26 protein-coding genes are annotated in these 25442 nt (G+C 63.7%); 15 read left to right on the top strand and 11 right to left on the bottom strand.

The features are described from left to right. Together WBA38_RS02135 and WBA38_RS02130 are read right to left on the bottom strand one after the other, a co-directional pair. Positions 1-467: DUF222 domain-containing protein (locus WBA38_RS02135; protein WP_424321938.1), on the bottom strand; the 467-nt coding region annotated here is incomplete at its 3' end. A 117-nt stretch (positions 468-584) separates the two neighbouring features. Then, a complete protein-coding gene (locus WBA38_RS02130; protein ID WP_424293331.1) occupies positions 585-1184 on the bottom strand; it encodes a hypothetical protein in 600 nt (199 codons plus the stop codon). A 94-nt stretch (positions 1185-1278) separates the two neighbouring features. Here WBA38_RS02130 and guaA point away from each other — a divergent pair, with 94 nt between their 5' ends. Together guaA and WBA38_RS02120 are read left to right on the top strand one after the other, a co-directional pair. After that, positions 1279-2865 (top strand): glutamine-hydrolyzing GMP synthase, encoded by a 1587-nt coding sequence (gene guaA, locus WBA38_RS02125; protein WP_424293330.1) that lies wholly within the window; start codon positions 1279-1281, stop codon positions 2863-2865. A gap of 30 nt (positions 2866-2895) precedes the next feature. Next, the gene (locus WBA38_RS02120; RefSeq protein WP_424293329.1) at positions 2896-3066 is read left to right on the top strand and encodes a hypothetical protein; all 171 of its coding nucleotides are present in this window, start codon (positions 2896-2898) and stop codon (positions 3064-3066) included. Between the two features lie 11 nt (positions 3067-3077). On the opposite strand, the gene WBA38_RS02115 is transcribed toward WBA38_RS02120, so the two are convergent. Beyond that, positions 3078-3323: a hypothetical protein gene (locus WBA38_RS02115; RefSeq protein WP_424293328.1), complete on the bottom strand. Its 246-nt coding sequence runs from the start codon at positions 3321-3323 to the stop codon at positions 3078-3080. Beyond that, the gene (locus WBA38_RS02110; protein WP_424321937.1) at positions 3320-4615 is read right to left on the bottom strand and encodes a PspC domain-containing protein; all 1296 of its coding nucleotides are present in this window, start codon (positions 4613-4615) and stop codon (positions 3320-3322) included. Before WBA38_RS02110 ends, WBA38_RS02115 begins: the two co-directional genes overlap by 4 nt. 98 nt (positions 4616-4713) lie before the next feature. On the opposite strand from WBA38_RS02110, the gene WBA38_RS02105 reads away from it, so the two are divergent. Together WBA38_RS02105 and WBA38_RS02100 are read left to right on the top strand one after the other, a co-directional pair. Further along, complete coding sequence (locus tag WBA38_RS02105; protein WP_424321936.1) at positions 4714-5958, top strand: PspC domain-containing protein; 1245 nt, start codon at positions 4714-4716, stop codon at positions 5956-5958. After that, a complete protein-coding gene (locus WBA38_RS02100) occupies positions 5955-6623 on the top strand; it encodes a response regulator (RefSeq protein WP_424295008.1) in 669 nt (222 codons plus the stop codon). The genes WBA38_RS02105 and WBA38_RS02100 overlap by 4 nt, the downstream gene beginning before the upstream one ends. A 25-nt stretch (positions 6624-6648) precedes the next feature. Here the strand turns inward: WBA38_RS02100 and WBA38_RS02095 are convergent, their stop codons facing one another. Next, positions 6649-7869, bottom strand: coding sequence for a serine/threonine-protein kinase (locus WBA38_RS02095; protein WP_424295007.1), 1221 nt, complete (start codon positions 7867-7869; stop codon positions 6649-6651). 69 nt (positions 7870-7938) lie between these two features. On the opposite strand from WBA38_RS02095, the gene WBA38_RS02090 reads away from it, so the two are divergent. Then, positions 7939-8868 (top strand): sam dependent methyltransferase, encoded by a 930-nt coding sequence (locus WBA38_RS02090; protein WP_424295006.1) that lies wholly within the window; start codon positions 7939-7941, stop codon positions 8866-8868. A gap of 36 nt (positions 8869-8904) precedes the next feature. Next, complete coding sequence (locus WBA38_RS02085; RefSeq protein WP_424295005.1) at positions 8905-9663, top strand: ABC transporter permease; 759 nt, start codon at positions 8905-8907, stop codon at positions 9661-9663. A 10-nt stretch (positions 9664-9673) separates the two neighbouring features. Here the strand turns inward: WBA38_RS02085 and WBA38_RS02080 are convergent, their stop codons facing one another. Further along, a complete protein-coding gene (locus WBA38_RS02080; protein ID WP_424321935.1) occupies positions 9674-10195 on the bottom strand; it encodes a hypothetical protein in 522 nt (173 codons plus the stop codon). Positions 10196-10400: 205 nt separating this feature from the next. Between WBA38_RS02080 and WBA38_RS02075 the strand changes: the two genes are divergently transcribed. Continuing rightward, positions 10401-11204, top strand: coding sequence for a hypothetical protein (locus WBA38_RS02075; RefSeq protein ID WP_424321934.1), 804 nt, complete (start codon positions 10401-10403; stop codon positions 11202-11204). A 67-nt stretch (positions 11205-11271) separates the two neighbouring features. Then, on the top strand, positions 11272-12906 hold the full coding sequence (locus WBA38_RS02070) for a DNA polymerase Y family protein (RefSeq protein WP_424295012.1): 1635 nt from the start codon (positions 11272-11274) through the stop codon (positions 12904-12906). Here the strand turns inward: WBA38_RS02070 and WBA38_RS02065 are convergent. Next, positions 12832-14025 carry an alanine racemase gene (locus WBA38_RS02065; protein ID WP_424321933.1) on the bottom strand — a complete coding sequence of 398 codons (1194 nt, stop codon included), beginning with the start codon at positions 14023-14025 and terminating at the stop codon, positions 12832-12834. The two genes, WBA38_RS02070 and WBA38_RS02065, sit on opposite strands and share 75 nt — an antisense overlap. Positions 14026-14059: 34 nt before the next feature. Then, entirely contained in the window at positions 14060-15988 is a 1929-nt protein-coding gene (locus tag WBA38_RS02060; RefSeq protein ID WP_424294999.1) for an SDR family oxidoreductase, read from the bottom strand. A 137-nt stretch (positions 15989-16125) separates the two neighbouring features. Between WBA38_RS02060 and WBA38_RS02055 the strand changes: the two genes are divergently transcribed. Together WBA38_RS02055 and nagB are read left to right on the top strand one after the other, a co-directional pair. Next, the gene (locus WBA38_RS02055; protein ID WP_424321932.1) at positions 16126-19389 is read left to right on the top strand and encodes an error-prone DNA polymerase; all 3264 of its coding nucleotides are present in this window, start codon (positions 16126-16128) and stop codon (positions 19387-19389) included. 79 nt (positions 19390-19468) lie between these two features. Next, entirely contained in the window at positions 19469-20221 is a 753-nt protein-coding gene (nagB, locus tag WBA38_RS02050; protein ID WP_424294202.1) for a glucosamine-6-phosphate deaminase, read from the top strand. Between the two features lie 15 nt (positions 20222-20236). Here the strand turns inward: nagB and WBA38_RS02045 are convergent, their stop codons facing one another. Further along, positions 20237-21388 (bottom strand): citrate/2-methylcitrate synthase, encoded by a 1152-nt coding sequence (locus tag WBA38_RS02045; RefSeq protein ID WP_424294201.1) that lies wholly within the window; start codon positions 21386-21388, stop codon positions 20237-20239. A gap of 53 nt (positions 21389-21441) precedes the next feature. On the opposite strand from WBA38_RS02045, the gene WBA38_RS02040 reads away from it, so the two are divergent. Next, positions 21442-22524, top strand: a complete 1083-nt coding sequence (locus WBA38_RS02040; RefSeq protein ID WP_424321931.1) for a citrate synthase — start codon at positions 21442-21444, stop codon at positions 22522-22524. Here WBA38_RS02040 and WBA38_RS02035 read toward each other — a convergent pair whose 3' ends face one another. After that, positions 22525-22989: a tRNA (cytidine(34)-2'-O)-methyltransferase gene (locus WBA38_RS02035; RefSeq protein ID WP_424321930.1), complete on the bottom strand. Its 465-nt coding sequence runs from the start codon at positions 22987-22989 to the stop codon at positions 22525-22527. It abuts the gene before it with no gap. Positions 22990-23319: 330 nt separating this feature from the next. Between WBA38_RS02035 and WBA38_RS02030 the strand changes: the two genes are divergently transcribed. After that, positions 23320-23493, top strand: a complete 174-nt coding sequence (locus WBA38_RS02030) for a hypothetical protein (protein ID WP_424294198.1) — start codon at positions 23320-23322, stop codon at positions 23491-23493. A gap of 41 nt (positions 23494-23534) precedes the next feature. Here the strand turns inward: WBA38_RS02030 and WBA38_RS02025 are convergent, their stop codons facing one another. Further along, positions 23535-23738: a calcium-binding protein gene (locus WBA38_RS02025; protein ID WP_424294197.1), complete on the bottom strand. Its 204-nt coding sequence runs from the start codon at positions 23736-23738 to the stop codon at positions 23535-23537. On the opposite strand from WBA38_RS02025, the gene WBA38_RS02020 reads away from it, so the two are divergent. The 3 genes from WBA38_RS02020 (at position 23737) to WBA38_RS02010 (ending at position 25400) form a co-directional block, all read left to right on the top strand. Continuing rightward, the gene (locus WBA38_RS02020) at positions 23737-24036 is read left to right on the top strand and encodes a hypothetical protein (protein ID WP_424294196.1); all 300 of its coding nucleotides are present in this window, start codon (positions 23737-23739) and stop codon (positions 24034-24036) included. The two genes, WBA38_RS02025 and WBA38_RS02020, sit on opposite strands and share 2 nt — an antisense overlap. Positions 24037-24165: 129 nt before the next feature. After that, on the top strand, positions 24166-25032 hold the full coding sequence (locus WBA38_RS02015; protein WP_424294195.1) for a bifunctional methylenetetrahydrofolate dehydrogenase/methenyltetrahydrofolate cyclohydrolase: 867 nt from the start codon (positions 24166-24168) through the stop codon (positions 25030-25032). Next, the gene (locus WBA38_RS02010) at positions 25032-25400 is read left to right on the top strand and encodes a DUF3017 domain-containing protein (protein WP_424294194.1); all 369 of its coding nucleotides are present in this window, start codon (positions 25032-25034) and stop codon (positions 25398-25400) included. The genes WBA38_RS02015 and WBA38_RS02010 overlap by 1 nt, the downstream gene beginning before the upstream one ends. Positions 25401-25442: the final 42 nt, after the last annotated feature.

Here is a 25442-nt window from a genome sequence, read left to right as displayed (position 1 = left end):
GCTCGAGTAGCCCGGTCGGCCGCGGCCGGGATTTTCCGCATCACCGCATCAATCTCGACCACATGGTCGGCACTGATAGCGCCGTCGGCGACCGCCTGGGCGGTGGCCGGAAACACCGGCGGCAGAGTCTCACCCTGCAAATTGGCCAGGCGGGCGATGCCTGCGCCGGTGATCCGGCGGCGCTTGGCCTCCCCATCCCCGAGACGCAAACCCCCAGCAAGATAAGCATGCAAGGACAGGAACCCGGCCTTGCGGTAGGCGCTGCGGTCGGAGATCTCGGCCAGCAAAGCCGAGGTGGCGCCGTCGAAGCGGCGGTTGGCCCGCTCGAGGATCTCGGCGGTTTCGAGGAGCTGGCCCTCGGTGGAGGCGGTAAACGCCGCGGTGGCGAGCTTGGCGATCACCGCCTCGCTAAGTGCGGCGAGCTCGGCCGGATCGTCGGGCAGCGCAACTGCTTGGTTTGCGGCCATCGGGGTCACCTCCTCGCGTGCTGGTCGTGAACTATCAAAGTGAGCTAATTCACTCTGTGTTCGTTTGTCTGTCTGAACACTATCGCGAGGGTCTGACAATTCGGTTGTGACCGTAGATCAAGCATTGCCTTTCGATCTTCGATCCTTTGCCGCCCTCATCGCCGCATCCAGTGCCTCGCGGAGCGCGAATGTCGCCTGGCGTTGCCGTTCGATGCCCGCACGAATTTCTGGACCGTGGACGGGGCAGTTTTCGGTTTCATTCCACTTGGCCTCGCATGCGGCGTGCACGCGAAGCCACGCGCTTTCCTGACGGCGAATCTCGTCGAGTTCAGGGTCGAAGGTGAAAGTAACCGCGGCAGCTTGCGAGTTGTTCACGAAGGCAAGGGCCTCGGCCGCTTGGCTCGCGTCGCGTGACCAGGCTCGGGCTTCGCTCAGATTCACCGTTGCGGTTTCGGGATCGGAATCGCGAGCCTCCAGCGCACTTCTGCTCCACGCTTGGCCCTGATCGCCACTGATATCTGCCGACTCGATGATCGCCTCGGGGCTATTACCGAGTAAGAAGGCCCGCTCGGCCGCCGTGACCGGAACGTCGAGAGTCTCCAGATGAAGGATGCACAGCATCCCGGGCGTGAGGCCGTGAATGCGACGCGAATGAGAGGACGAGCGGGAACTGTCCGAGCGTCGACCAGCGTGTGACGGGTCCGAGGAGGTCATCATGGTGGCACCGTATCGGTCGGGTACGACAGAAACGGTGGTCGTGGGAGGCTGACCAGCGATAACCGTTGTGCACCGTTACCGATACACTTATCCGGTGACGAATTCTTCCGCGGACCACCCGCGTCCCGTACTCGTTGTCGACTTTGGTGCCCAGTACGCGCAGTTGATTGCTCGGCGCGTGCGCGAGGCCCGCATCTACTCCGAGGTGATCGCGCACGATGCGACGATCGAAGAGGTCAAGGCCAAGAACCCAGCAGCCCTCATCCTGTCGGGCGGACCGTCGTCGGTGTACGCCGACGACGCGCCGACCATCGACGATGCCTTCTTTGAACTGGGTATTCCAGTGTTTGGCATCTGCTATGGCTTCCAGAAAATGACCGCCGCGCTCGGCGGAACCGTCGCCAATACCGGTGGTCGCGAGTTCGGTCGAACCATGCTGACCATCAGCGACGAGGCAGGCAAACTGCACCGGGACCTGTCGGAAACCCACCCCGTCTGGATGAGTCACAACGACGCCGTGCAGGTGGCTCCCGAAGGGTTCGCAGTGACCGCTTCGACGCCCGGTGCGCCCGTCGCGGCTTTCGAGAACGTTGAGCGTCGGATGGCGGGTGTGCAGTACCACCCCGAGGTGATGCACAGCCCGCACGGGCAGGAAGTGCTGACGCGTTTCCTGTACGACGTCGCAGGCCTCAAGCCGACATGGACTGCCGCTAACATCGCCGAATCGCTGATCGCCGACGTTCGCGAGCAGGTCGGCGACGATGGGCTGGCGATTTGTGGCCTGTCGGGCGGTGTCGATTCCGCCGTTGCGGCAGCCCTCGTTCAACGCGCGATTGGCGACCGACTGACCTGTGTTTTCGTCGATCACGGACTGCTGCGCGCTGGCGAACGCGAGCAAGTCCAGACGGACTTCGTCGCCGCGACCGGTGCACGCCTGGTGACCGTCGACGCGCAAGAGACGTTCCTCGGCTTCCTCGACGGCGTCTCCGACCCGGAAACCAAGCGCAAGATCATCGGCCGCGAGTTCATCCGGTCCTTTGAAGGCGCTGTCTCCGAGGTCCTTGGCGATCAAGCCGCCGCAGGCAAGAAGGTTGAATTCCTCGTTCAGGGCACCCTTTACCCGGACGTCGTCGAATCCGGCGGCGGCAGTGGCACGTCGAACATCAAGAGCCACCACAACGTTGGCGGACTGCCCGAAGACCTCGAGTTCAAGCTCGTCGAACCACTCCGACTCCTGTTCAAGGACGAGGTCCGGGCCGTCGGTCGAGAACTAGGTCTCCCCGAGGAAATCGTTGCGCGCCAACCCTTCCCAGGCCCGGGCCTGGCGATCCGCATCGTCGGCAGCGTCACCAAGGACCGTCTGGACCTGCTTCGCAAAGCCGACTTGATCGCTCGCGAGGAACTCACCGCCGCGGGCCTCGACGGCCAAATCTGGCAGTGCCCCGTCGTGCTCCTTGCCGACGTGCGCAGCGTCGGCGTGCAGGGCGACGGTCGTACCTACGGACATCCGATCGTGCTGCGTCCGGTGTCGAGCGAAGACGCCATGACTGCGGACTGGACACGCGTGCCCTACGAGGTCCTCGAGACGATCTCCACCCGCATCACCAATGAGGTCCCCGACGTGAACCGCGTAGTTCTCGACGTCACGAGCAAGCCGCCAGGCACCATCGAGTGGGAGTAGCGGCGAACCGACGCTGACGAGAGGTGCGCGATGAGTAAGAACTTCATCGCCATTGCCTATGTACTGGTGATGGTCGCACTGATCGTCGGCGTCGATTTTGCCTACTTGCGCGATCACCTGTGGCTGCGTCTCGCGGTCAACGTGGGGATCGTGCTGCTCTTTGCGTGCGGGTACTTCCTGTTCATTCGACCGCGGGCCTAACCTGACGGCCGCTATTTCCGGGCGAATCCGCTCACGATCATCCCGACACCGACCGCAACCCCGACAGCCAGCAGGATCCACGGGAGATGCTGCGATTCGGATGTCTCAGGCCCGCCCGCCAGGCACCATGCCGCCACCAGGAGGGCGGCGAGTCCGGCGAACCCCATCCCCCCAGAACGATGACGGTCGACGGTGGTGGAGTCGCCTACCGTGTTGTTTCCTTCTGCGCTGTTTCCGACTGCGTTGTACTCGGTCATTTCTTCATCTCCATCGATCCCATGTTGAGGTTGGCCTTCACCGTCAGCGTGGGAGTTTTGGCGTCGGGGTTCACGATGCCTTCGGGGCAGGTTTGATCGCCGACAACGGTGTGGCAGTCGGTCTTGACGCGCACGTCGTCCGGAAGGGTCACCTTCACTTCGCCGATGCCCTGCTTGATGGTGACGGTGCGGTCGCGGTCAAGCGGACCGACGTCACGCAGGTCGAGGACCGTGTTGCCAATTCCTAGCTCGTAGGTGTCGGCCAGTTGCTCGACGCCCTGCGGATGGTACGACCGTTCGCCGATCCCATCGTTGACAAAGGTGGGTCGTCCCGTCGTCGAGAGCGTTGCCACGACCGCGATAATGCCGGCAATGATGGCCAGCCACACCAGGCCGGTTGCCCTGGTGTTGGCCTGTCGTCGCTGTACTGCGTCGAGGAGCATGCCGACGCCGAGGACTGCCAAGGCCAGGGCGGCAATTCGTCCCACGGTGAACCACTCAAGGCCCACCAGATGACCGCCGGTGCCGCCGGCCGCGACGATCACCGCAAGTCCGGCGAAAATGGGCGTCAACGGTGACTTCGGGGGTTTGGGTGCTGGCGGTTGCGGCGGTGCGGCTGGCTCCGGCAGGTCCCATGCAAAGCGCGCGGTGCCCAATGGATCCCACGCCGGCGGCGCGTCGACACCGTCGGTCCCAGTTGCGGCCGGAACGTCAACCGGGGTCTCGAATGGAGCCGGAATCGCTTCGCCCTCAATCGGATTGGCAACTAGCGGACTTTCTACCAGCGGATTGGTCATCGCGGAAGCGGTGGGCACAAGCGGCGCTGAGCCGTCTGCGGGATGCAGTTGGTCCGCGCTGGTCCCCGCGGGGGCGACGGGCGTGCGCTGATAGAGCAACCACCATCCGAGGAGCATTAGCACCAGGCCGAGAAGTCCGCCACTGCTCCAAAACGGTGCCGATGAACCCATGTTGCTGATGGAGATCACCGCGATCACGCCGATGACGATGGCGTACCAGGGCACCCCGTGCGGTCCGCGGCGCGCCGGACGAGACCGCATCCGAACTGGACGCGGCGCGGTCTCGTTGTCGGCGGGGAACGCGATGAGTCCGACGACGTACAGCAGGACGCCAGCGCCGCCGAAGAACGCAGCAACGAGGAACGCGATCTTCACGAGGGTGGCATCGATGCGGTAGCGGCGGGCGATGCCCGTGCAGACGCCAGCCAACGTCTTGCCGGATCGAGGACGGACCGGCCGGGTGTTCCAGAGGTCTAGCAGCGTCTTGGTGTCCATGCGTTCCATCATGGTCGTGGCGGTGGCAGAGGAAATCGGGTGAAACCCTGAGATGCTCCCTGATGTGTCGGTGCGGTGTTCGTGACACGATCAAACCAATGACCAGGACTGTCGAAATGCCACCCGTCGACCGCTTGCGCAGGCGCAGCGGTGGCAAAATCGTGGCCGGAGTGTGCGGCGGCATTGCCGATCATCTCGGCGTTGATGTTTTCCGCGTGCGCGTGGTTTTTGTCGCGTTGGCAGCGCTGGCGGGTGCCGGGGTGGCCGCCTATGCGCTTCTCTGGTTCTTCTGCCCGACCGGCACCGACGCGCAGGCACCATCCCGTCGAGAGCGGCGGCAAGCGCAGGGCCTGCTTGTGATCGGCGTGGTGGTATTGCTGCTCAATGGCTTTGTCGCCGCCAGTACGCCGGCGTCGACGCTGCTGGCGTTGATCGTGGTGCTTGGCGGCGCGGCGCTGGTGTGGCGCGAAGTGGACGTCACCGGGTTTTCAAACCGCAGCGGCGTCGTCACCTGGTTGCGTCTTGCGGCAGGTGCCTTTCTCGTCGTCGGTGGGCTGGTGGTTTTGGTCGCCGCTCCGGACACCGCGTTTGCGGGTTTGAACCCGACACTGTTGGCGGTGCTCGGCACCCTCGTTGGCACCCTGCTGCTGACTATCCCGCTGTGGATGCGGATGTGGCGAACCCTCAACACCGAACGTGCCGCGCGCATCCGCAACGAGGAACGCGAAGTCATCGCTTCCCACCTGCACGACTCCGTGCTGCAAACGTTGGCGCTGATTCAAAAGCGTGCAGACCAACCCGACGTCGTTGCGCAACTGGCACGACGGCAAGAGCGTGAACTGCGTCAGTGGCTCCTGGGAGACGAAGCACGACGCCGCGAATCCCTCGCCGCCGCGATCGCCGCGATCTCCGCCGAGGTGGAAGACACCTACGGGGTGGAAGTGGAGACGGTGACAGTCGGTGACGTGACATTGGAAGAATTGCGTGACAAGACCGTCGCCGATGGCCTGCAAGCATTGGTGGCCGCTGCCCGCGAAGCGATGGTTAACGCCGCCAAACATTCCGGCGTGGACAAGATTGACGTGTACTGCGAGACCGACGCCGATCGCGTCGAAGTATTCGTCCGCGACCGAGGTAAAGGCTTCGACCCCGACGCCGTTGACGATGACCGACAGGGCATTTCGAAGTCGATCACGGCGCGCATGGAACGCGTTGGTGGCTCGGCGCGGATCACCGCCAAACCCGGCCGCGGTACCAACGTCGCGCTTGAACTCCCGCGCGGACCGCACCGCGCGACAGCGGGCCCCGAAGCCGATTCCCAACCGACGAAGGAAGATTCATGACCCCCGAGAAGACCTACCGGGTGTTTCTGGTCGACGATCACGGCGTCTTCCGCTCCGGCGTGCGCGTCGAACTCGCGGGCGTTGCTGGCCTGGAAGTGGTCGGCGACGCAGGGACCGTGGCTGAGGCCGTCGCACGCATCTCGCAATTGCGACCCGATGTGGTGCTACTTGATGTCCACATGCCCGGCGGCGGGGGCGTTGCCGTACTGCGCGGCGTCACCGATGCCCTCGGCTCCGACGCTCCGGTGTTTCTCGCATTGAGCGTTTCGGATGCGGCGACTGATGTAATCGCCACCATTCGCGCCGGTGCTCGCGGCTACGTTACGAAGACCATCGACGGAGCCGAACTTGCCGATGCTGTGCGGCGAGTGGCAGAGGGGGACGCCGTCTTCAGTCCACGCCTCGCCGGGTTTGTGCTCGACTCATTTACCGGCCGATCGCCCGTGCCGGAACCTGCTCTGGACCCGGAACTGGACTCCCTAACCCGACGCGAAATGGAAGTGCTGCGCCTGTTGGCGCGCGGATACACCTACCGAGAGATTGCGGAGGAACTATTTATCTCCGTGAAGACGGTGGAGACGCACGCTTCCAATGTGCTGCGAAAAACCCAGCAGTCGAATCGCAATGCGTTGACTCGGTGGGCGGTGAACCGACAGATCGGCTAACCGACAGATCGGCTAACCGTCGGGGCTACATCGTGAGGATGATGATGCCCGCCGCGATCGCAGTCAGAAGCGCAAAGACGGCGAACACGGCCGCAGCGAGGCCAGCGGTACTGCTCTGCTTCTGCTGGTATTGCCGCTGGTAGGGCGTGGGCGGCGGGGTGTACTGGCCGGGTTGTGGTGCCGGGTAACCGGGGAACGAGTCGGGATTGCTGCGCGCATCGTAGAAACCGCTGGCCGCGACCTGCGTCTGGTTTGGTAGTGCCGCTCCCGATCCGGAGATAGCAGTGCGGGCTGTGGTCGGTCGGCTCGTTTCCGGTGGCAGCGTGGTCCCCGCGCCAGCTGAGACCGGCGCAGTGCTGATCAACCCGGTAAGCACGTTGTCGGTGGTGCCAAGAGTATTGGCGGCAAAAGCGGCCAGTTGGTCGCGGGATTGCGCCATGGTTGGCCGGTTGGCGGCACTCGGCTCCAACAGCGACAGCAGGATCGGTGACAGCGCGCCAGCGCGAGTGATCGGATTGATCTGACCGCTGGCCGCGCGGTGCAATGTCGCAATGTAGTTGTCGTTGTTTCCGAACGGCGGCTGGCCTTCCACCATGGTGAAGAGGGTGGCGCCCAGTGAGTACACGTCGGACGACTCGTCGGGTTCCTCGCCGCGAGCCACCTCAGGCGAAAAGTACGCGGGGGTTCCGGTCACGATGCCGGTTGCCGTGATGTTGGCATCACCCTTGGCTCGCGAGATCCCGAAGTCGGTGATTTTGACGAGGCCGACATTGCGACCCTGATTGGCAATGAGAATGTTCGCCGGCTTGATATCTCGGTGAATGATGCCGGACTCGTGCGCTTCGGCAATCGCGTCGGCGACCTGCGCGCAAATCTGCGCGGCCTCAATAGGATCAATGGTTCCGTTGCTGCGTAAAACGTCGGCGACGCTGTGGCTCGGCAGGTACTCCATCACCAGCCACGGCTCGTCGCGGTCGAGTGCGACATCGTGCATGGAGATGGCATTGCGGTGCGATAGGCGGGCGGCGAGTCGGCCCTCGCGGAGCGCACGGGCGCGGGAGGTTTCGGCGACCGACTCGTCCATTCCGGTGGTGGTCAGGACCTGTTTGACGGCGACCTCGCGGTCGAGCAGTTGGTCGTGGGCCAACCAGACCGCGCCCATGCCGCCGTGACCAATTTTGCGGATCAGTCGGTAGCGTCCGGCAACAAGATACGAGGGGCCGGGAGCATCGGTGGGGTGGGTCATATGTCGATGGTATCTGGCGAGGGGGACATCCCTTGACTCGGATATCGCACGTATGTTCGTATAGATGGCATGGCGGCGCTGACCGAACTGGTGTGCGGTGACCTCGTGAGATCTGTGATGATCCCCGAGGCGCCGGGTATTCGGGTGCACGAGATTCTGGCGCGCACAATGCTCGAGTCTGTCACCGGCGATCGGAGCCACCGGTACAGCTTTGCCACCTCGACGCTTCAACGGTTGGGTGGGGAGCTTCAAGTCAAGATGAATGCGGCCGGCGTGCTGCGACGGGAAGTGCATCGGCGGTCCTGGCGGCGCGAGACCGTGGCGTTTGGCACCGTCGATGATCCCTATCAGCCGGTAGAAGAGCGCTATCGGCTGATGCCCCAGGTGTTGGCAGTGCTGGCGGAATCGCAGACCCCAATTGCACTGTTCACGTCGTCTCCGCTTCTTTCCCGCGACCTTCCACTGCTGCGGCTAATAGCGCGTTCGGTGCCAGTTACGGTGTCGATCGCGGTGCCAACGCTCGATCCCGCGTTGTCGTCGCGGCTTGAGCCGGGGGCCTCAACGCCGCAGGCCCGGGTGGCCTTGGTGGAAGGGTTGGCATCGGCAGGCTTGGCGCCGCACGTCCGCATTGCTCCGCTGGCCCCGCTGCTGGCCGACGGCACATCCCAACTATCCGAGCTCTTGTCTGTGCTGGCCGACGCCGGTGCGGCGCGAGTGTCGGTGTCGCCACTGCAGCTCGACGGGGATCTCGGCACCGAATTTCTAGACTGGCTGGGCGTTGAGCATCCGGCACTGGTCCGGCGTTATCGGTCGCTCTATGGCAAGCGAAGTTTCGTATCCGCGGAGTATTCGATGAAGTTGCGCTCCCGGATGGGGCCGTTGGTGGAGCGATATGGACTCGGGGGCGATGCGGTATCGGATTTGCCGCCGACGCTGGCACCCGCCGCTCGACTGCCCCGTGACGACTTCTCGACAACTTCGGCGCTGACCCTGTTCTGACCGGCGATCGTGCCGGTGTCAGTGCTTTCATTGGTTATGCCCCAAGTGCACGCGCCGCTGAACACGCTCATCGGGGTAGTGCTGTTAGCGGTCATGTCGACCGGGGTGCTGTGGTGGTATGGAGTGCCGCAGCGTTGGGCGCCGCTATGGGCAATTGCTCGCGGGCTGGTGCAGTTGAGCGTGCTTAGTCTGATTCTGAGCGGTGTCATCGAGAACGGATTATTGGTGGCACTCGGGGTCGCGGCAATGTTCGCGGTCGCCGTGTTAACTGCGGCGCGACGGTTGGGCGCCGGACGTCGCCGGTGGTCGGTGATGCTGACGGTGGCCGGGGCGATGGGTGCCGGTGTCGGAGCGGTGCTGCTCATCGTGTTTGGCACGGGCACGTTGGAACTGTCGTCGCGGTATGTGCTGGCGCTGGCCGGAATTATTGTTGGAAACGCCATGAATTCGGTGACCTTGACTGGTCGTCGGCTCAATGAGGCGATCAGAGATCGCTGGAGCGAGGTGGAGGGCTGGCTGGCGCTCGGTGCAACGCCACGGCAGGCCACCGTCTCGATGGCGAGGCAGGCGGTACATCACGCGATGATCCCGGCTACGGACCAAGCGAAGACAACCGGTCTGGTGACGTTGCCAGGGGCTTTCGTTGGCGCGATCTTCGGTGGACTCTCACCCGTTGAGGCTGGACGATTTCAAATCATCGTGCTGGCGTCGATCTTGGCAGCGGGCGCGATGGCCTCGGTGGCCACGGCCTATGCGATGTCGCCGGTCAAGACCAAGCCGCTGCCTGCTGGTTGATGCCCCGACGCTAGATTTTGCTGGGCCTGGCGGGGCGTTCGCCGATCGGATGGTCTTCGGTGCGTTCGACGAAGAGTGCCGCACAGAGAACTGCCAAGACGAGCAGGATCACAATGAGTGCGACCAGGATGACGTTGCTGACTTCGAGCGGGATGTTCGTCATTCCGAGGTCTTGCTGGAAACTGCCGAAGTACCACGACGGCCAGATCATGATGGCGATCGGAACCAGGGATGCGGCGGTGGCGCCAATTGCCGCCATCCCGGCCATTAGCCGAGCGATTGGACGGGCCGACGGCGCGGTTAGGAAGGCGGCCAATGCGGCCAGGATGGCGAATGCCGATGCGCCCACAATTAGCCATCCGCGGCCATTGGGGGCAACGTCGAGTTCGTCGTGGCTGATGTTGCCCAATCCGAGTCCGTTCCAATGCGCCTGCAGTCCAAAGCTATTCAAGTTGAACCAGGGCAGTGCGGTCACGGCGATGGCGGTGACGGCGGTAATGATGACGGCAAATCCAAGCGCGCGTGACTGCATGGATCCAACGGTAAAGCATGGCGTTGAGTGGCCGGTGGTTCTGTTGGTTTTGAATGTGGCTTGCGGGGCAAAAAAGCACCTCTGATGTGGGTGTTTATCGGCTCGTTGACGATTGTCAGAGGGCCGTTCTAGTATCGAACAAAAGTTCGATGAAGGGCATCTTCCCTGCCTCTTCGGACAGTCCGATACGACGAGGGGAAGGGCTATGGGCGCGGTACGGAAAGCCGGTGAGTTGGAGGACTTGCGGCGGCGGTTGAGCAAGCTCTCCGGAGAAAACGGAGCCTTGGCCGGAACGGCATCGGGGGTTAAATCACAAGGTGTCATCGCAGTGCCGGAGTCGCTAGCGTCGCTGTTTCCTAAGGGAGGATTGCCGCGCAGTGCCGTCACCGCAGTGTCCGGGGCATCGGTGATTCCGATGTCGATCATCGCGGAGGCGAGTCGAACCGGAAACACAGTGGCGTTGGTGGGGCTGCCTCGTCTCAACCTTGCCTCGGCAGTAGAGATGGGAGCGGATCTGAGTCGGATCGCGGTGATTGCCGACCCCGGAGTCGATCGACTCGAAGTGGCGGCCGTGCTGCTCGATGGTATCGACCTGGTGGTGCTGGGGTTTGAGGACAGACTCGGGCACACCGGGATGTCGGTACCGCCAGCCAGAGCACGTGTCTTGGGTGGGCGGGCGCGGAAGCAGTCGTCCACGCTGATGGTGCTTGGTGATTGGTCCGGCACCGCTACGCGGGTACGTGGTGAAGTGCAGAGCTACCGTCACCTCCCGCTGCGGCGAAGTGGATACGGCCGGATCGGTGGTTTTCGCGTGGACGTGCAGATTACCGCGCCCGGTGCGCGGCCAGTCAGCGACACCTTCGACCTCGTTGTCCCCGGACTGGGCGAGGAAGGGGTCATGCGATTGGTGAAACCGGAATCTCAGTGGGAAAGCGGATTCGGTCCCGAAACCTCAGGGGCAGCCAATCCGGTTTCCGGACGGTCTCGCGGGCTGGCCGTAGCGAATTGAGCGCGGCGAAATGAGTACCGGCGGGATGAACGGGGAAGTGGTCGGCAGGGAAGTGGTTGGCGGGAAAATGGTTGGCGGGGAATCGGTCACGTCGTCGGGGCTACGGATCTTGGCACTGTGGTGTCCAGACTGGCCGACCACTGCCGCGGCAGCAGTTGCCGGCGTACCGCCGAGCGCGCCGGTGGCAGTGCTGCACGCGGGGCAGGTTCAGGCGTGCTCGCATGCTGCGCGGGCTGATGGGGTCCGTCGCGGCATGCGCAAGCGACAAGCACAGTCGCTGTGTCCGGAACTTATCGTGAGTGACGCCGACCCCGCGCGCGACGGAAGGGTCTTTGAGCCAGTCGTCGCTGCGGTCACCGGCATCGTTCCGATGACCGAAGTGCTCCGGCCCGGACTGCTGGTGATTGCCGCTGACCGCGCGGCACGGTTCTTCGGGGGAGAAGACCGGTTGGCAGAACAGTTGGCCGATGTGGTCGCGGCCGTGGGGCAGGGCGCGGGACGCGAATCACGTGCGGGGGCGGCACTGGAACCGCTGATGGTGGGAGGCGTCGAGGCTCGAGTGGGGATCGCTGACGAACTCTTCACTGCAGTCCTTGCTGCCAGGTCTGGGCAGACAGTGCCACCGGGGCAAGACGCCGACTACCTTGCCCCGAGACCCATCGCCGATCTCGTGGTGGAACCTGCATTAACCGGGCCTGGCCGTATTGATCTTGTCAATCTCTTGTGGCGCTTGGGGATTCGCACACTTGGGTCGTTTGCCTCGTTGGATGCCGCCGATGTGGCGTCACGGTTTTCTAGCGATGCGATCACCGCGCATCGACTGGTCCGCGGACTGCCCGGTCGCCGCCCCATACGGGCACCCATCGCCTCAGCGCTGGAAGTGGAGCACGTCTGCGATCCGCCAGTCGAGCGCATCGATGCCGCAGCCTTCCTGGGGCGGCGTTTGGCGGAGCAACTGCATCAACGACTGTCCGCATCGGCATTGGCCTGCACTCGACTGACCATTCATGCCTTCACTGAACGAGGACAGCAGTATTCGCGGACCTGGCGATGCGCCGAACCGTTAACCCCCGAAGCGACTGCCGATCGCGTGCGTTGGCAACTGGAAGGCTGGCTGACCGGCCGGGCTTCAGGTGGTGATGCGCCCGATTCGCCGATCGCCCGACTGGCATTAGAACCGGTGGAACTGGTGAACCCGGGATCGATGCAGCATGCGCTTTCAGGGGAGGGACTACCTGGGGAAGTTGGTGACGGATTAGGAGATCAGGCCCGCCGCGCATTAGTCCGCGTCCAAGGACTCCTCGGTGGCGAATCGGTTCGAGTCCCAGTGCGCAGCGGCGGTCGTGGACCGACCGAACAAGTAGCCCTGGTGGCTTTCGGTGACGAACTGCGATCCCCGCGCGACCCCGAAGCCGCTTGGCCAGACCGATTGGCACGACCGGCACCGTCGTTGTTGACGCAGACCGGGGCCGAAGTCTTTGACGCCACCGAACGGCCAGTCACGCTCGATGCTCGCGGTGCCTTCAGTGCCGACCCGGCGGTGGTGCGGATGAGCGGTCGGTTCTATCCGCTGCGCTGGTGGGCTGGGCCCTGGCCGTTTGGCCCCGGAAAAGCCCGGGCGCAAGTGCTACTGGCCGATTCGCGAGCCCTTCTCCTCTGCTGCCGCGACGCGGAGTGGACCGTCGAAGGGATCTACGAATGAGCGCAGATTACGAGTTCGCACCGCGGGCAATGACCGGCCAGGTTTGTAGTCGCTCGTCACCGGACACCTGGCGTACAGGGCGTCAACCAGGTTCACCGCGGAGCACACATGATTGGGGATCACTCGTACGCGGTCGCCCAGTTCGGGTGCGCTATTGTCAGCCGGGAAGTCAACAACCGCGTGATGCTCGGACAAGGACACGATTCGGGCGGCTAGAAAGTCGGCGAGTCGACCGAAACCCGTTGTCCAAGTTGGCCGATCGGCACCCAGGATCTTGCTACCGGCGTCGAGCACAATGCGCTCACCCTTACCGCCCGGAGTTGTCGCCTTGCTGACGACGGTCGCGACTGCAGTCAGTGCGACGTCGTCAATGGTGCAGCTTTCGAGTTCGAGTTGTTGAGCGTCATAAAACGGGTACACGCCGGGCCGCAGCTCCGTGACGACGCCAGCATCGGCAAAATGGATTGTCGGAGTGGACCCTCCACTTACCACGCGAATCTCAAAGTCATGTGACCGCAACAGTTCCGCAGCTTCCGCGAGCGATTGGGCTTCCTGCGAGGCGGCTTCGGACCGAGCCGTTCCCGGGCCATAGCCGTGCCCTGGGAAAGTGAACACGCCTGCCACGTCGAGTCCGCCATCGCGCGCCGCAGTTGCCACGGCGACGACCTCCGCGGGCGAGACTCCCGTGCGGTGCATGCCGGAATCCACCTCTACCAGTACTGTCACCGGAACACCCGCCAACGCTTCGGCCAGTCGGCGAGCGCCGACCGCCGAGTCGACCCCAACGCTTATCGTGGCCCGCACGCAAAGTGCTCGCAACCGCTCAACTTTGCTCCCGGAAAGCCACAGCGGGTACGCGATGAACAGATCGTCGACGCCGATGTTGGCGAAAACTTCCGCTTCGCCAATCGTGGCGACAGTCAATCCAACCGCTCCCGCACCGAGTTGGCGGGTCGAGATCTGCGCGCACTTATGAGTTTTGGCGTGTGGACGCAACGCCACACCGTGTTCGGACGCCCACGCTGCCATCGAATTCAGGTTGCGGTCCAAACGTTCAACGTCGACAACAAGATACGGCGTGTCGACGGAGGTGAGTGATCGGGCAGACGGGGCTGACATACCCCGATCGTTGCACGAACAGGGTGATCCCTGCTCAGCTAATGCGGCCGAGCGCGGCGTCAGACTCGTCGTTGATCAGAAACTCCTGATGCAGCAGGCGGTTGGTGAGGCGCGGTGCGGCGTGATGACCGAAGCTAATGAGGTCACCGAGCATCGTATTGACCCGCTTGGGGCGAACGACGATCGCGCGCAGCACCCGATGTGCGGCCTTGTCGACGCTCCAGATGCCGCGGACCGCATCGTAGGCGTTGGTCGGAACGATCATCCTGGTGCGAGTCAACGGGATTCGGACATTGCTGAAGGTGACGTGATCGGAGAGCGTTTCGGCGCCGGTCGCATCGCTGAACGCCTCCAATGCGGCCTTCGACGCCGCGTACGCGCCGAATCGGGGTGCGCGACTCTGCACTTCAATCGACGACACATTCACCACGTGGCCCGATTGCCTGCCCGTCATATGTGGCAGCAGCGCCAGGGTCAGATAGACGGCACCGAAGTAGTTGACGGCCATCATGCGGTGGTAGTCATGCGAACGGTCGACCGCATTGGCGGTGGAACGGCGGATGGAGCGGCCCGCATTATTGACCAGCACGTCGATGTGATCATGTTCGGCCAGAACAGATTTGACGAGTGTCGCGACTGCGGATTCGTCACTGATATCGGCCGGGTAGGCGTGGGCGCGGCCAATGGGAAGGCCGGGGACGGGAACTTCGGCGTCGAGTTCGGCGGCGGTCTCCACCAACTGTTCGGCATTGCGTGCCACCAGAAACACGGTGGCACCGCGGCGCACGCACATGCGGGCCGTCGCTCGGCCGATGCCAGAGGATGCGCCGGTGATCAGGATGTGTTTGCCGACGAGGGGTCCGCGGGTATCTGTGCGACGGTGCCGTGCCGGATCCAAATGCTGGTACCAATACTCGGCGAGCTTGGGGCCGTAGGCCGCGAGGTCGGGCACTGAGATACCGAGGCCCGCCAGGGTCGCAGTGGTGGTGTCGCATCGGAAAGTGACCGGGAGTGCGGCGATGTCAAGAATCCCCGGTGGCAGCCCGGCCTGCAGTGCTACGAGATCGCGGCACGGGCGCAGTGGGCCGAGGCCGCTCATCGACAAGATGGGTCGGACCAGCGCAGAGGGAAATGCGGTAAAACTGCTGGGGCCGCCGAAGCCGGGGACGATCGCGTTGAAGAGGTCGCTGACGGAGCGCTGTTGCGGATCGCCCAGGTGAAACACCAGTCCGCTGTGCCCCGGTTGCACGCCGATCAGCGCGACGATCGCCTCCGCCACGAAATCAACCGGCACCATGTTCAGGTGACCAACGTCGGGGACCGGCAATCGCAGGAATGACGGAAGCCCACTGAGTGCCGAGAGGTGTCCGAAGAAGTAGTACGGACCATCAATTTTGTTAGTGCGGCCGGTCCTGGAATCGCCGACGACGGCCGACGGCCGGTAGATGCGCCAGTTCAGTTCTGCGGTGTCGCGGACGATGCGTTCGGCGTCGAACTTGGTGCGATGGCAACCGGAAGGAAACCCCTGGCCTAAATCGAAGTCGTTCTCGGTGAAGTCGCCGTCGTAGTCGCCGGCGACCGCGACCGATGACATGTGATGGAGCATCGCGCCCCGCGACCGTGCGAACTCCACGACGCGGCGAGTGCCCTCGACGTTAACCGCGCGTTGTGCTTCTTCGGTTGCGGTCACGTCGTACAGGGCCGCGAGGTGGATGACATGGTCGATGGCGTCGAGCGCGGTGTTCGTTGCGGCGTCGATGCCCAGGCCGTCGGAGGTGAGTTCGCCTACGACGGTGGTGACGCGGTCGTTACCGTCAACACGGTCCATTGCCTCGGAGAAACGTTGCAGTGACCCGGTGCGCACCAAGGCATAAACCTGGGCCTCTGGGTCGCTGGCCAAGAGTTTTTGGACCACTTGGTGGCCGATGAAGCCGCTGCCACCGGTCACAAAATAACTCGTCACGGCCCCAGGGTCTCACAACTGGGTGCGGGGATGATGGATTTGCCGGGTCGGCTGGCTCGGAACGATTGCTGATTTGGCACGGCATCGATGCAGATTGCCGGTTGATTGGTATCGAACAGATGTTCTATATTTGGAGAGTGGGTTGGAACAACGGTCCTCCGACCTGGTCGGAGATGGAACGGGTGCTGTCGGGGCGCCCGGCTGGCCCTGCGGACCGACCGGGCACCACATTTTCACCAACGGGTGACGGCAACGACTCGCCTGCCTGGTCGCGGAAACGTGACTCCTATCAGGCCGCCGACATCGAGTTTGGTTCATCGACGGTCCCGTATGCGGAACTACACGCGCACAGCGCCTATAGCTTCCTCGATGGTGCCTCCATGCCTGAATCGATGGTCGAAGAAGGTCAGCGGCTGGGATTGAGAGGGCTCGCGTTGACCGATCATGACGGCTTTTACGGCGTCGTACGGTTTGCTGAAGCCGCTCGCGAATTTGGCATGCCGACCGTTTTTGGTGCCGAGCTGTCGCTGCAGCGCGACGCCGCTCGAGCCGGTGCCGTCGATCCGCCGGGGGAGCACCTGCTGGTACTTGCCCGCCGGGACGAGGGATACCGCAGGCTCTCCCGGGTGATTGCCGATGCCCATATGAGCGGTGGAGAGAAGGGGCTACTGCGCTACGACCTCACCGTCATCGCCGAACACGCGGCCACCGGGCATTGGCAAATCCTCACTGGCTGTCGCAAGGGGTCGGTGCGGCGCGCCCTCGATCGCGGTGGTCGGAGGGCGGCCGATACCGCGCTCGGCGAACTTATCGACCGCTTTGGTGCGAGCAATGTCGCCGTCGAATTGAGCCCCGGAACCGGCTCCGACGACGACGAACGCACCGCGATCTTGGCCTCCCTGGCTGCGCTGCATCGGGTGCCAACCGTCGCGACTACCGGCGCACACTTTGCTGCGCCACAGAACGGTCGCCTGGCCACGGCGATGGCGGCAGTGCGGGCGCGCACCGACATGGCCACCATCGACGGTTGGCTTCCCGGCGTGGGCGGCGCACACCTGCGCAGCGGTGACGAAATGCTCCGATTGATGCCCGCCCACCGCGAGGCCATCGACAATGCGGTCGCTATCGCCGACGAGTGCACATTTTCGCTCGGGCTGATTGCCCCAAACCTGCCGCCCTTCGACGTCCCGGCCGGTCACACCGAAGCGAGTTGGCTCCGCGAACTCACCGAGCGCGGTGCCCGGGATCGGTTTGGGACCCGCGAGCAACGGCCCGATGCCTACCGGCAGATCGACCATGAGCTCGCCATCATTGAGACCCTCACTTTTCCCGGATACTTCCTCGTCGTCCACGACATCGTCAGCTTTTGTAAACGCAACGGGATCCTCTGTCAGGGGCGGGGGAGCGCCGCCAACTCGGCGGTCTGCTTCGCCCTCGGGATCACCAACGTCGATCCGGTTGCCAACCACCTGCTGTTTGAACGGTTCCTGTCGGTGGAGCGCGACGGGCCTCCCGACATCGACGTCGACATCGAATCCGATCGTCGTGAAGAAGCCATCCAGCACGTCTATGCCAAGCACGGGCGCAAACACAGTGCACAGGTTGCCAATGTGATCACCTACCGCGGGCGGTCGGCGATCCGGGATATGGCGCGGGCGCTCGGCTACGCCAGCGGGCAGCAGGACGCATGGAGCAAGATGCCGGAGTCGGCCCCCGCCGATGTCCGCGAGTTGGCGTCCCAGATTTCCTCGTTGCCAAGGCATTTGGGAATCCACTCGGGCGGCATGGTGATTTGCGACCGGCCGATCGCTGACGTCTGCCCGACGGAATGGGCGCGGATGCCCGGGCGCAGCGTGCTGCAGTGGGACAAGGACGACTGCGCGGTGATCGGGTTGGTGAAGTTCGACTTGCTTGGCCTGGGCATGCTGTCGGCGCTGCACTACATGATCGACCTGGTATCCGAGCACCATGGGGTTGACGTCGACCTGGCGAAGATCGATCTGTCGGAGAAAGCCGTCTACGACATGCTGTGCCGGGCCGATTCGGTTGGTGTCTTTCAGGTGGAGTCGCGGGCGCAGATGGCGACGTTGCCACGACTGAAGCCGCAAAACTTCTACGATCTCGTCGTTGAGGTGGCGCTGATCCGGCCCGGTCCCATTCAGGGTGGATCGGTGCACCCGTACCTGCGGCGTCGCAACGGACTGGAAGAAGCCAAATCCGACCATCCGTCCATGGATGCGGCGCTCGGCAGGACACTCGGCATACCGCTGTTTCAGGAGCAACTGATGCAGGTGGCGCGCGATGTCGCCGGGTTTACCGCGGGAGAAGCCGACCAACTGCGCCGGGCGATGGGGTCCAAGCGGTCGCCGGAAAAGATGCAGCGCCTCAAGAAACGGTTCTACGACGGCATGCGCGAAACGCACGGCATCACCGGCGAGCTCGCGGACCGCATTTACGAGAAAATGGCGGCGTTCGCCAATTTTGGTTTCCCTGAAAGCCATTCGCAGAGTTTCGCGTCCCTCGTCTTCTATTCGGCGTGGTTCAAGCTGCATTACCCGGCGGCCTTCTGCGCGGGACTGTTGCGGGCGCAGCCGATGGGGTTCTATTCGCCGCAGTCGTTGGTCGCCGATGCCCGCCGACACGGCGTGCAAGTGCATCGGCCCGATGTGAACTGGTCCCTGCCGCATGCGGGACTGGAGAACAACGGACTCGACATCCGAATTGGGTTGGGCGCCATTCGCGGACTGTCCGACGAAGCCGCAGAGGCAATTATCAGCGCGCGCGCCGATGGGCCATTCACGTCGGTCACGGACCTGTCGCGGCGGGCCGGACTCACTACTTCGCAGTTGGAGTCGCTGGCCACCGCCGATGCGTTCGCCAGTTTAGGGTTGGATCGTCGCGCAGCGCTGTGGGAAACCGGGGTCATCGCTGGCCGCAGTGACCAACTCGATGTCGAAGCCCCGCGTTCGGCTCCCGTCCTCCCCGGCATGTCTGAGGTGGAATTGACGACCGTCGACGCGTTGTCGACGGGGATCTCGCCGCGGTCGTACCCGACGGAATACTTGCGGCCGCGACTCGATGCGATGGGCGTGGTCCCGGCCGACCGATTGTTGTCAGTCGAAGACGGGACGCGGGTGCTCGTCGGTGGCGCGGTGACGCATCGGCAACGGCCCGCGACCGCCTCCGGCGTCACGTTCGTCAATCTTGAGGACGAGACCGGCATGGTGAATGTGGTGTGCTCGGTCGGTTTGTGGTCGCGGTACCGAAAGCTTGCGCAAACGTCGTCGGCGCTGTTGATCCGCGGCACCGTGCAGAACGCGGAAGGCGCGGTGACCGTCGTCGCTGACCGATTGCAGAAGCTAGATTTGAAGGTCGGGACTCGATCGCGCGACTGGTGTTGATCATCCTCATCGGTAGGTGCGATCCACGATAAGGTCGCGAGCAGGTTCGGATTTGGCAACGAACGAAAGCAGGGAACGCATGGAGATCGTGATCGTGGATCATCCGGAACAGGTGATGGCCGACATCATTGCCAATGCGGTACGCGGCGGTGCATCAGTTCTGGGGTTAGCAACCGGCTCGTCGCCGCTGCGCACCTACACCGAACTGATTCGCAGGCACCGGGAGGAGGGTCTCTCGTTTGCCGGCGTCGATGCGGTCCTGCTCGACGAGTACGTGGGCCTGCCAACCACGCACCCGGAATCGTACGCGCGGTTTATTCGAGATAAGTTCACCGATCACGTCGATATCGGCGAGGTAAATTCGCCCGACGGGATGACCGACGACAGCATCGCCGCTGCAGATGCCTACGACGACCTGATCAAGGGCATCGGACCGGTTGACGTCCAGATCCTGGGAATCGGCAGCAACGGGCACATCGGTTTCAACGAACCGTCGTCGTCGCTGACCTCGCGTACCCGTATCAAAACGCTGACGGCAGAGACCCGCAACGACAACGCCCGCTTCTTCGACAGCTTCGACGAAGTGCCCCAGCACGTCATCACTCAGGGGCTTGGAACCATCTGCGACGCAAAGCATCTCGCGCTTGTTGCGACCGGTGAGGGCAAAGCTGACGCGATCGCTAGAGCTGTCGAAGGCCCGCTGTCGGCATCGTGCCCGGCGTCGATCCTGCAGTGGCATCCGCGCGCCACCGTTGTTATCGACAATGCCGCCGCCAGCAAACTGAAGGACGCCGAATACTACAAGTACGTGTACGCGAACAAGCCGCGCTGAGCTGAACCCGGCGTGCTACGCGCCGCGTTTGGGCTCCGGACCCACGTAGCGGGCGACGGGACGAATGATCTTTCCCTCGGCCGCCTGCTCCAGGATGTTGGCGGTCCATCCGACGATGCGCGCAACCCCGAACGTGGGGGTGAACATCGCAGGCGGCAAGCCGACTTCACTCATCAGGACGCCCGCGTAGTACTCGACATTCGCGTACAGCTTGCGGCCAGGCTTGAGCTCGTTGATAGCGGTCTCGATTTCCCCTTCAACGGCGACTGCGTGTTGGACCAGCGGGCTGTCGTAGCGGGCTTGGACGACCTCTTTGAGAAGTTGAGCACGGGGGTCGTGTGTCCGGTAGACGGCGTGGCCGAAACCCATGATGACGTCGCCGGACTCAATTTTCCCGCGCACCCAGTCGCGGGTGTTGGCGGGATCTCCGATGTCGTCGAGGGCGGCGAGAGCACGTCCCGGGGCACCGCCGTGCAACGGCCCGAGGAAGGCACCGAGCGCGCCGAGGATCGACGACGTCATATCTGATCCCGAGGACGCGACGACGCGACCGGCGAACGTCGAGGCATTGAATCCGTGGTCGATGGTCGTGATTAGGTAGGTCTGCAGAGCACTGATGGCCTGCTCGTCGGTTTTGCCCGTCGACATCCGCAGGTAGTCGGCAACGTGTCCCATACTCGGGTCGGCATCAATGACGTCGAGGCCCTGCGCGAGTCGGAAAGCCGCTGCGACCACCGTCGGTGCGATCGCCGCATACCGCAGGGCAGCGCGAGTGCGTGCCGCTTCGTCGAGGTCGAACAGTGGCTGTTCCAGGATGCCCGCCGACGCGAGAGCCAACCGTAGGGCGGCGAGGGGCTCAACGCCGGGAGTCACGGCCCGCCGCAGCAGATCGATCGTTGCGGCGTCGAGCGCCCGCAGTTCGCCGACCTGCTGAGTGAAAGCGGTCGACTGGGCTTGGTCGGGGAGGCTCCCGTGGATCATCAGATGCCAGACGTCTTCGAACTTCTCTGTCCGGGCAAGTTGAGTTGCGTCGTACTGGCGGTAGTGGTAGAAACCTTCGTCGCCGCGGACATCGCCGATGGTCGTATCGGTGACAATCACATTCTTGAGGCCGCGAGGCACGCTGATGAGTGCGCTGCCGGGGGCCGTTTCCGTTGCGTTGGTCATGGACCGAGTCTCCACCTGTTGATCAACATCTGCAATGTTGATTCAATCAATGGATGGACGAGTGGATTGGCACGTCAGAGGCCGCAGCTCGACTGGGCGTCAAGCGCGGGACGCTGTATTCGTACGTTAGCCGCGGGGTGCTCGAATCGCGTCGGATATCGGGGAAGGCGGAGTCGCAGTTCAATCGGACCCAGATCGACTCGCTTGCTGCCGGGAAGGCTGACGGTCGACGGGCCGGAGATCGCCTCTTGAAGTTTCGCGCGGTCACCAGCAGCGTTTCGGTGATTCGTGACAATCGACTGTTCTTACGCGGCCGCGACCTTGAGCAGTTGTGCGCCGAACTGGGATTCGACGGGGCCGCCCGTCTTGTGCTCGATGCTGATGTACTTGACGCCACGACGGTTCCGTCGCCGATGCCAGAGGTTAACTGGGACATCGTCGCGGGGTTGCCGATCGAAAGGCGAATCCCGTTGGCAGTGGCGCTGATGGCTGCTGCTGATCCGCTGCGCGCCGACCTGTCTGATCTCGCCGGGCGAACGCTGAGTTTACTCCCGAAACTCGCGGCCGCGGTCCCCGAAATTGATTTCACACACCCATGGATCGACGTGCTTGCCACAGTCCTGATTGACAACGGTTTGGCCGCTTCAACGACGGCGGCTCGCGTTGCCGCGTCGGCCAGAGCCGGGCTCCTCGACGTATTGCTTGCCGGATATGCGGCGCTGTCGGGGCCGTTGCACGGCGGCGTTACCGTGTCGGCGCGTGGACTGCTCGACGCGGTGCTTTCGGGTGTTGACGTCGACCGGGCGCTCGCGGATGCAGTGGTGGCAGGTGGCGTGCCAGGTTTCGGGCACGTCATCTATACGGGTTCGGATCCGCGAGCGCGGATCGTTGTCGATCGAGTCATTGCCGATCGTCCGGAATCGTCGGCTGTAGCGGCGGCCCGGGCCATTGAAGAGCGGGTCGGGCGGCCCATGAACATCGACTTGGCCGGCGCGATTGTCACCAGCGAGATCGGCTTGCCGCCACGGTCTGCCGAGGTGGTGTTTCAGTACGGCAGAACGGTGGGCATGGTGGCGCATGCTGCGGAGGAGTACCAGGAGGCTCCGCTGCGGTGGCGCGGTAGTCGGACCAGCTGACTACACCGCACCGCTGAAGTCGTGCTGTCGCCACGCTTCGTACAGTGCGACGCTGGTGGCGTTCGCCAGATTCATCGAACGGCGGTCGGGCAGCATCGGGATCCGGAGTTGATCGGTGATATGTGAATCGGCGAGCACCTCATCGGGGAGTCCGGTGGGCTCGGGGCCAAAGAGAAGGACGTCACCCGCCTCGTACGAGACATCGGTGTAGAACCGCGTCGCGTGCGATGAGAAGGCGAAGACTCTCGTGGGCTGTAGTTTGTCCCATGCCGTCGGCAGATCTGGATGCACGGTCACGTTCGCCATCTCGTGGTAGTCGAGGCCAGCGCGCCGGACCTGAGTGTCGGTCATGGTGAAACCAAGCGGCTCAACCAAGTGCAGCTCACAGCCGGTATTGGCCGCGATCCGGATGGCATTTCCGGTATTGGGTGGGATGCAGGGTTCGTAGTACATGATCCGAAACACCAGGTAATCCTATAGCTGCGCCGAGAGCACTCGAGTGGTCGGCCTGGGCGTCGGCACGACGGCCGCGCATCATAAACCCTTGACGGGATCGAACGACCGTGCGATGATAGCTGTTCAGCAACGCGATGGCGTCGATCATCTCACGATCCGCCGGTACAGTTGCCGATCTCCTGAGGACCTCTGGGTCTAGGTCGCGCGCCGAGTGGCGCAGGCGACTAGATGAGAACCTCAACGCAGACCGTCATTGGGCTGATTATCGGAGCCCTAGACCCACCACGTTTCGCAGCGACGCGAGTCGCTGCCACCTACTCATGCCAGGAGGCATACACAATGCGTACGAAGACCATTAATAAGCACAGTCCAATCATCAACAACAACACTGCCGATCCGGCCGACCTCGATCCCAAGCAGACCGTTTGGTTCCAGATCGACGACGCCACCGGCTTCTACGTGACCGTCGAGGAATTCCTCGCCGTCGCACGCTCGCAGATGGCCGTCGCCTAGGCGATTCGCAGTAGCGGAATCGCCGGGCTTACCTGCCAGGGCTAGCAGGGGTTCGGTTCACCGATCTTTACCGCGGACAACACGGCCTCGGCCTCGCCGACGGGACTGCCCGCACTCGGGGTCTGGCTGACCACGATCCAGTTCCGGTCAAGCACTTGGCTGCGGCCCCGACCGGTCGCGTCGTCGCTGCGAGAAAAGAACACCCCGGCATCCTGAATCGCATCCTGGGCCGCCTGGAGGTTCATGCACACGACGTTCGGCATGACCGCCGCCGCGGCCGATACCGGTGGTGCGACTGGCGTCGTTTCCGTGGTCTCCGGGGTATTGGTCGTTTCCCCGGTCTCAGTCGTTTCGGTGGTCGCGGTCGTTTCACCAGTCTCCGGTGCGGTCGTGATCGCCGTCGTGCGAGCGGGACTGGACTCGGCAGTTGAAGACTGCTCGCTTGAGCATCCGGACAGCACGGCCAGTGCTGCGGCTGCGGCGACTATGAGATTGATCGACCGGCGCAAAGGGGACCCCTTTCAATGGGTGGTGCCAACCTAACGCGTGATGCCCGTCGCGCTGGTCCCTGGCGCGGAGAATCACCCGAAGGAGTGAAGCGCGTGTCGGCATTCAGCCTCGAATGCTGGGCCTGAAGCGGTGGCGTCCGGACTAGTGGAACAATAGGTAACCGTGACGGCGATTCGACTGGACGGCAAACTTACCCGCGACGAGATCTTTGTTGATCTCACTGCCCGAGTGGCACGACTCAAAGAGGCTGGCATCACGCCGGGCCTCGGTACCGTGCTGGTGGGCGACGACCCCGGCTCGCGCTCGTACGTGAAGGGCAAGCACTCCGACTGTGCCAAGGTGGGCATTGCGTCGATCCGCAAGGACCTGCCTGCCGATGCGACCACCGAGCAACTCAACGCCGCGATCGACGAACTGAACGCCGACCCCGCCTGCACCGGCTACATCGTGCAGTTGCCGCTGCCGAAGCACCTTGACGAGAACGCGGCACTGGAGCGGATCGCACCCGAGAAGGATGCCGACGGTCTGCACCCCATCAACCTGGGACGCCTGGTCCTCGGCAAGGAAGCAACCTTGCCGTGCACGCCGCGCGGCGTTATCCACCTGCTGCGCCGCTACGACATTCCGATCGACGGCGCACACGTGACTGTCGTCGGACGTGGCGTCACCATTGGGCGTCCGATCGGCCTGATGCTGACACGCCGCAGCGAAAACGCGACCGTCACGTTGTGCCACACCGGCACCCGCGACCTCGCCGCCGAGGTTCGACGCGCTGACATCGTGGTTGGTGCTGCCGGTGTACCGCATCTCATCACGCCCGACATGGTGAAGCCCGGCGCTGCGGTCATCGACGTGGGCGTGAGCCGCACGGATGCTGGCCTGACCGGCGATGTGCACCCGGACGTATGGGAAGTAGCCGGTGCGGTGTCGCCGAACCCGGGCGGCGTTGGCCCCCTGACTCGCGCTTTCCTGCTGGCAAACGTCGTTGAGCGCGCCGAACTCGAACTGGCACAGTCGCAGGGCAACTGATGGTCGAGCATGTCGGCCCCGCACCGGACCGCGACCCGAACTCGTCGACGCCTGTCGATGAGGATCGGGTCGAATCCATCCGCAAAGCTCGGCAGCTCTACGGCGTTTTCGTCAATATCCCGTACTACCTGGTCCTTCTGGTGATCGCTGCTGCGGCCGTCCTCATCCTGATCGATCGGTGGCGGCGCGGGGCGTTTGTGTTTGGCTCGGCGATGCTGCTGGGCGCGGCGTTCCGCGCCTTCCTGCCGGCCCACCGCATCGGCCTATTGCAGATCCGCAGCCGTGCTTTCGACATCAGCGCCATGCTGGCGCTCGGCGCCGTCGTCCTATGGCTAGCAACATCAATCGACTCCCTCGGCACCGCGTAACCCCCCGACCCGCAGCCGTCGTCCGGGGCTGCGCCCCTACCT

The organism is Gordonia sp. (in: high G+C Gram-positive bacteria), assembly GCF_049647785.1.
Taxonomy (GTDB): Bacteria; Actinomycetota; Actinomycetes; order Mycobacteriales; family Mycobacteriaceae; genus Gordonia.
Note: the sequence above shows the minus strand (reverse complement) of the source record. Positions and strands in the feature narration are given on the sequence as shown.

Coding starts and splice junctions, on each gene's coding strand:
- WBA38_RS02130 (WP_424293331.1), bottom strand. CDS start 1,184: ATGATGACCTCCTCGGACCCGTCACACGCTGGTCGACGCTCGGACAGT.
- WBA38_RS02120 (WP_424293329.1), top strand. CDS start 2,896: ATGAGTAAGAACTTCATCGCCATTGCCTATGTACTGGTGATGGTCGCA.
- WBA38_RS02115 (WP_424293328.1), bottom strand. CDS start 3,323: ATGACCGAGTACAACGCAGTCGGAAACAGCGCAGAAGGAAACAACACG.
- WBA38_RS02110 (WP_424321937.1), bottom strand. CDS start 4,615: ATGGACACCAAGACGCTGCTAGACCTCTGGAACACCCGGCCGGTCCGT.
- WBA38_RS02105 (WP_424321936.1), top strand. CDS start 4,714: ATGACCAGGACTGTCGAAATGCCACCCGTCGACCGCTTGCGCAGGCGC.
- WBA38_RS02100 (WP_424295008.1), top strand. CDS start 5,955: ATGACCCCCGAGAAGACCTACCGGGTGTTTCTGGTCGACGATCACGGC.
- WBA38_RS02095 (WP_424295007.1), bottom strand. CDS start 7,869: ATGACCCACCCCACCGATGCTCCCGGCCCCTCGTATCTTGTTGCCGGA.
- WBA38_RS02090 (WP_424295006.1), top strand. CDS start 7,939: ATGGCGGCGCTGACCGAACTGGTGTGCGGTGACCTCGTGAGATCTGTG.
- WBA38_RS02085 (WP_424295005.1), top strand. CDS start 8,905: ATGCCCCAAGTGCACGCGCCGCTGAACACGCTCATCGGGGTAGTGCTG.
- WBA38_RS02080 (WP_424321935.1), bottom strand. CDS start 10,195: ATGCAGTCACGCGCGCTTGGATTTGCCGTCATCATTACCGCCGTCACC.
- WBA38_RS02075 (WP_424321934.1), top strand. CDS start 10,401: ATGGGCGCGGTACGGAAAGCCGGTGAGTTGGAGGACTTGCGGCGGCGG.
- WBA38_RS02070 (WP_424295012.1), top strand. CDS start 11,272: ATGGTTGGCGGGGAATCGGTCACGTCGTCGGGGCTACGGATCTTGGCA.
- WBA38_RS02065 (WP_424321933.1), bottom strand. CDS start 14,025: ATGTCAGCCCCGTCTGCCCGATCACTCACCTCCGTCGACACGCCGTAT.
- nagB (WP_424294202.1), top strand. CDS start 19,469: ATGGAGATCGTGATCGTGGATCATCCGGAACAGGTGATGGCCGACATC.
- WBA38_RS02045 (WP_424294201.1), bottom strand. CDS start 21,388: ATGACCAACGCAACGGAAACGGCCCCCGGCAGCGCACTCATCAGCGTG.
- WBA38_RS02040 (WP_424321931.1), top strand. CDS start 21,442: ATGGACGAGTGGATTGGCACGTCAGAGGCCGCAGCTCGACTGGGCGTC.
- WBA38_RS02030 (WP_424294198.1), top strand. CDS start 23,320: ATGCGTACGAAGACCATTAATAAGCACAGTCCAATCATCAACAACAAC.
- WBA38_RS02020 (WP_424294196.1), top strand. CDS start 23,737: ATGCACACGACGTTCGGCATGACCGCCGCCGCGGCCGATACCGGTGGT.
- WBA38_RS02025 (WP_424294197.1), bottom strand. CDS start 23,738: ATGAACCTCCAGGCGGCCCAGGATGCGATTCAGGATGCCGGGGTGTTC.
- WBA38_RS02010 (WP_424294194.1), top strand. CDS start 25,032: ATGGTCGAGCATGTCGGCCCCGCACCGGACCGCGACCCGAACTCGTCG.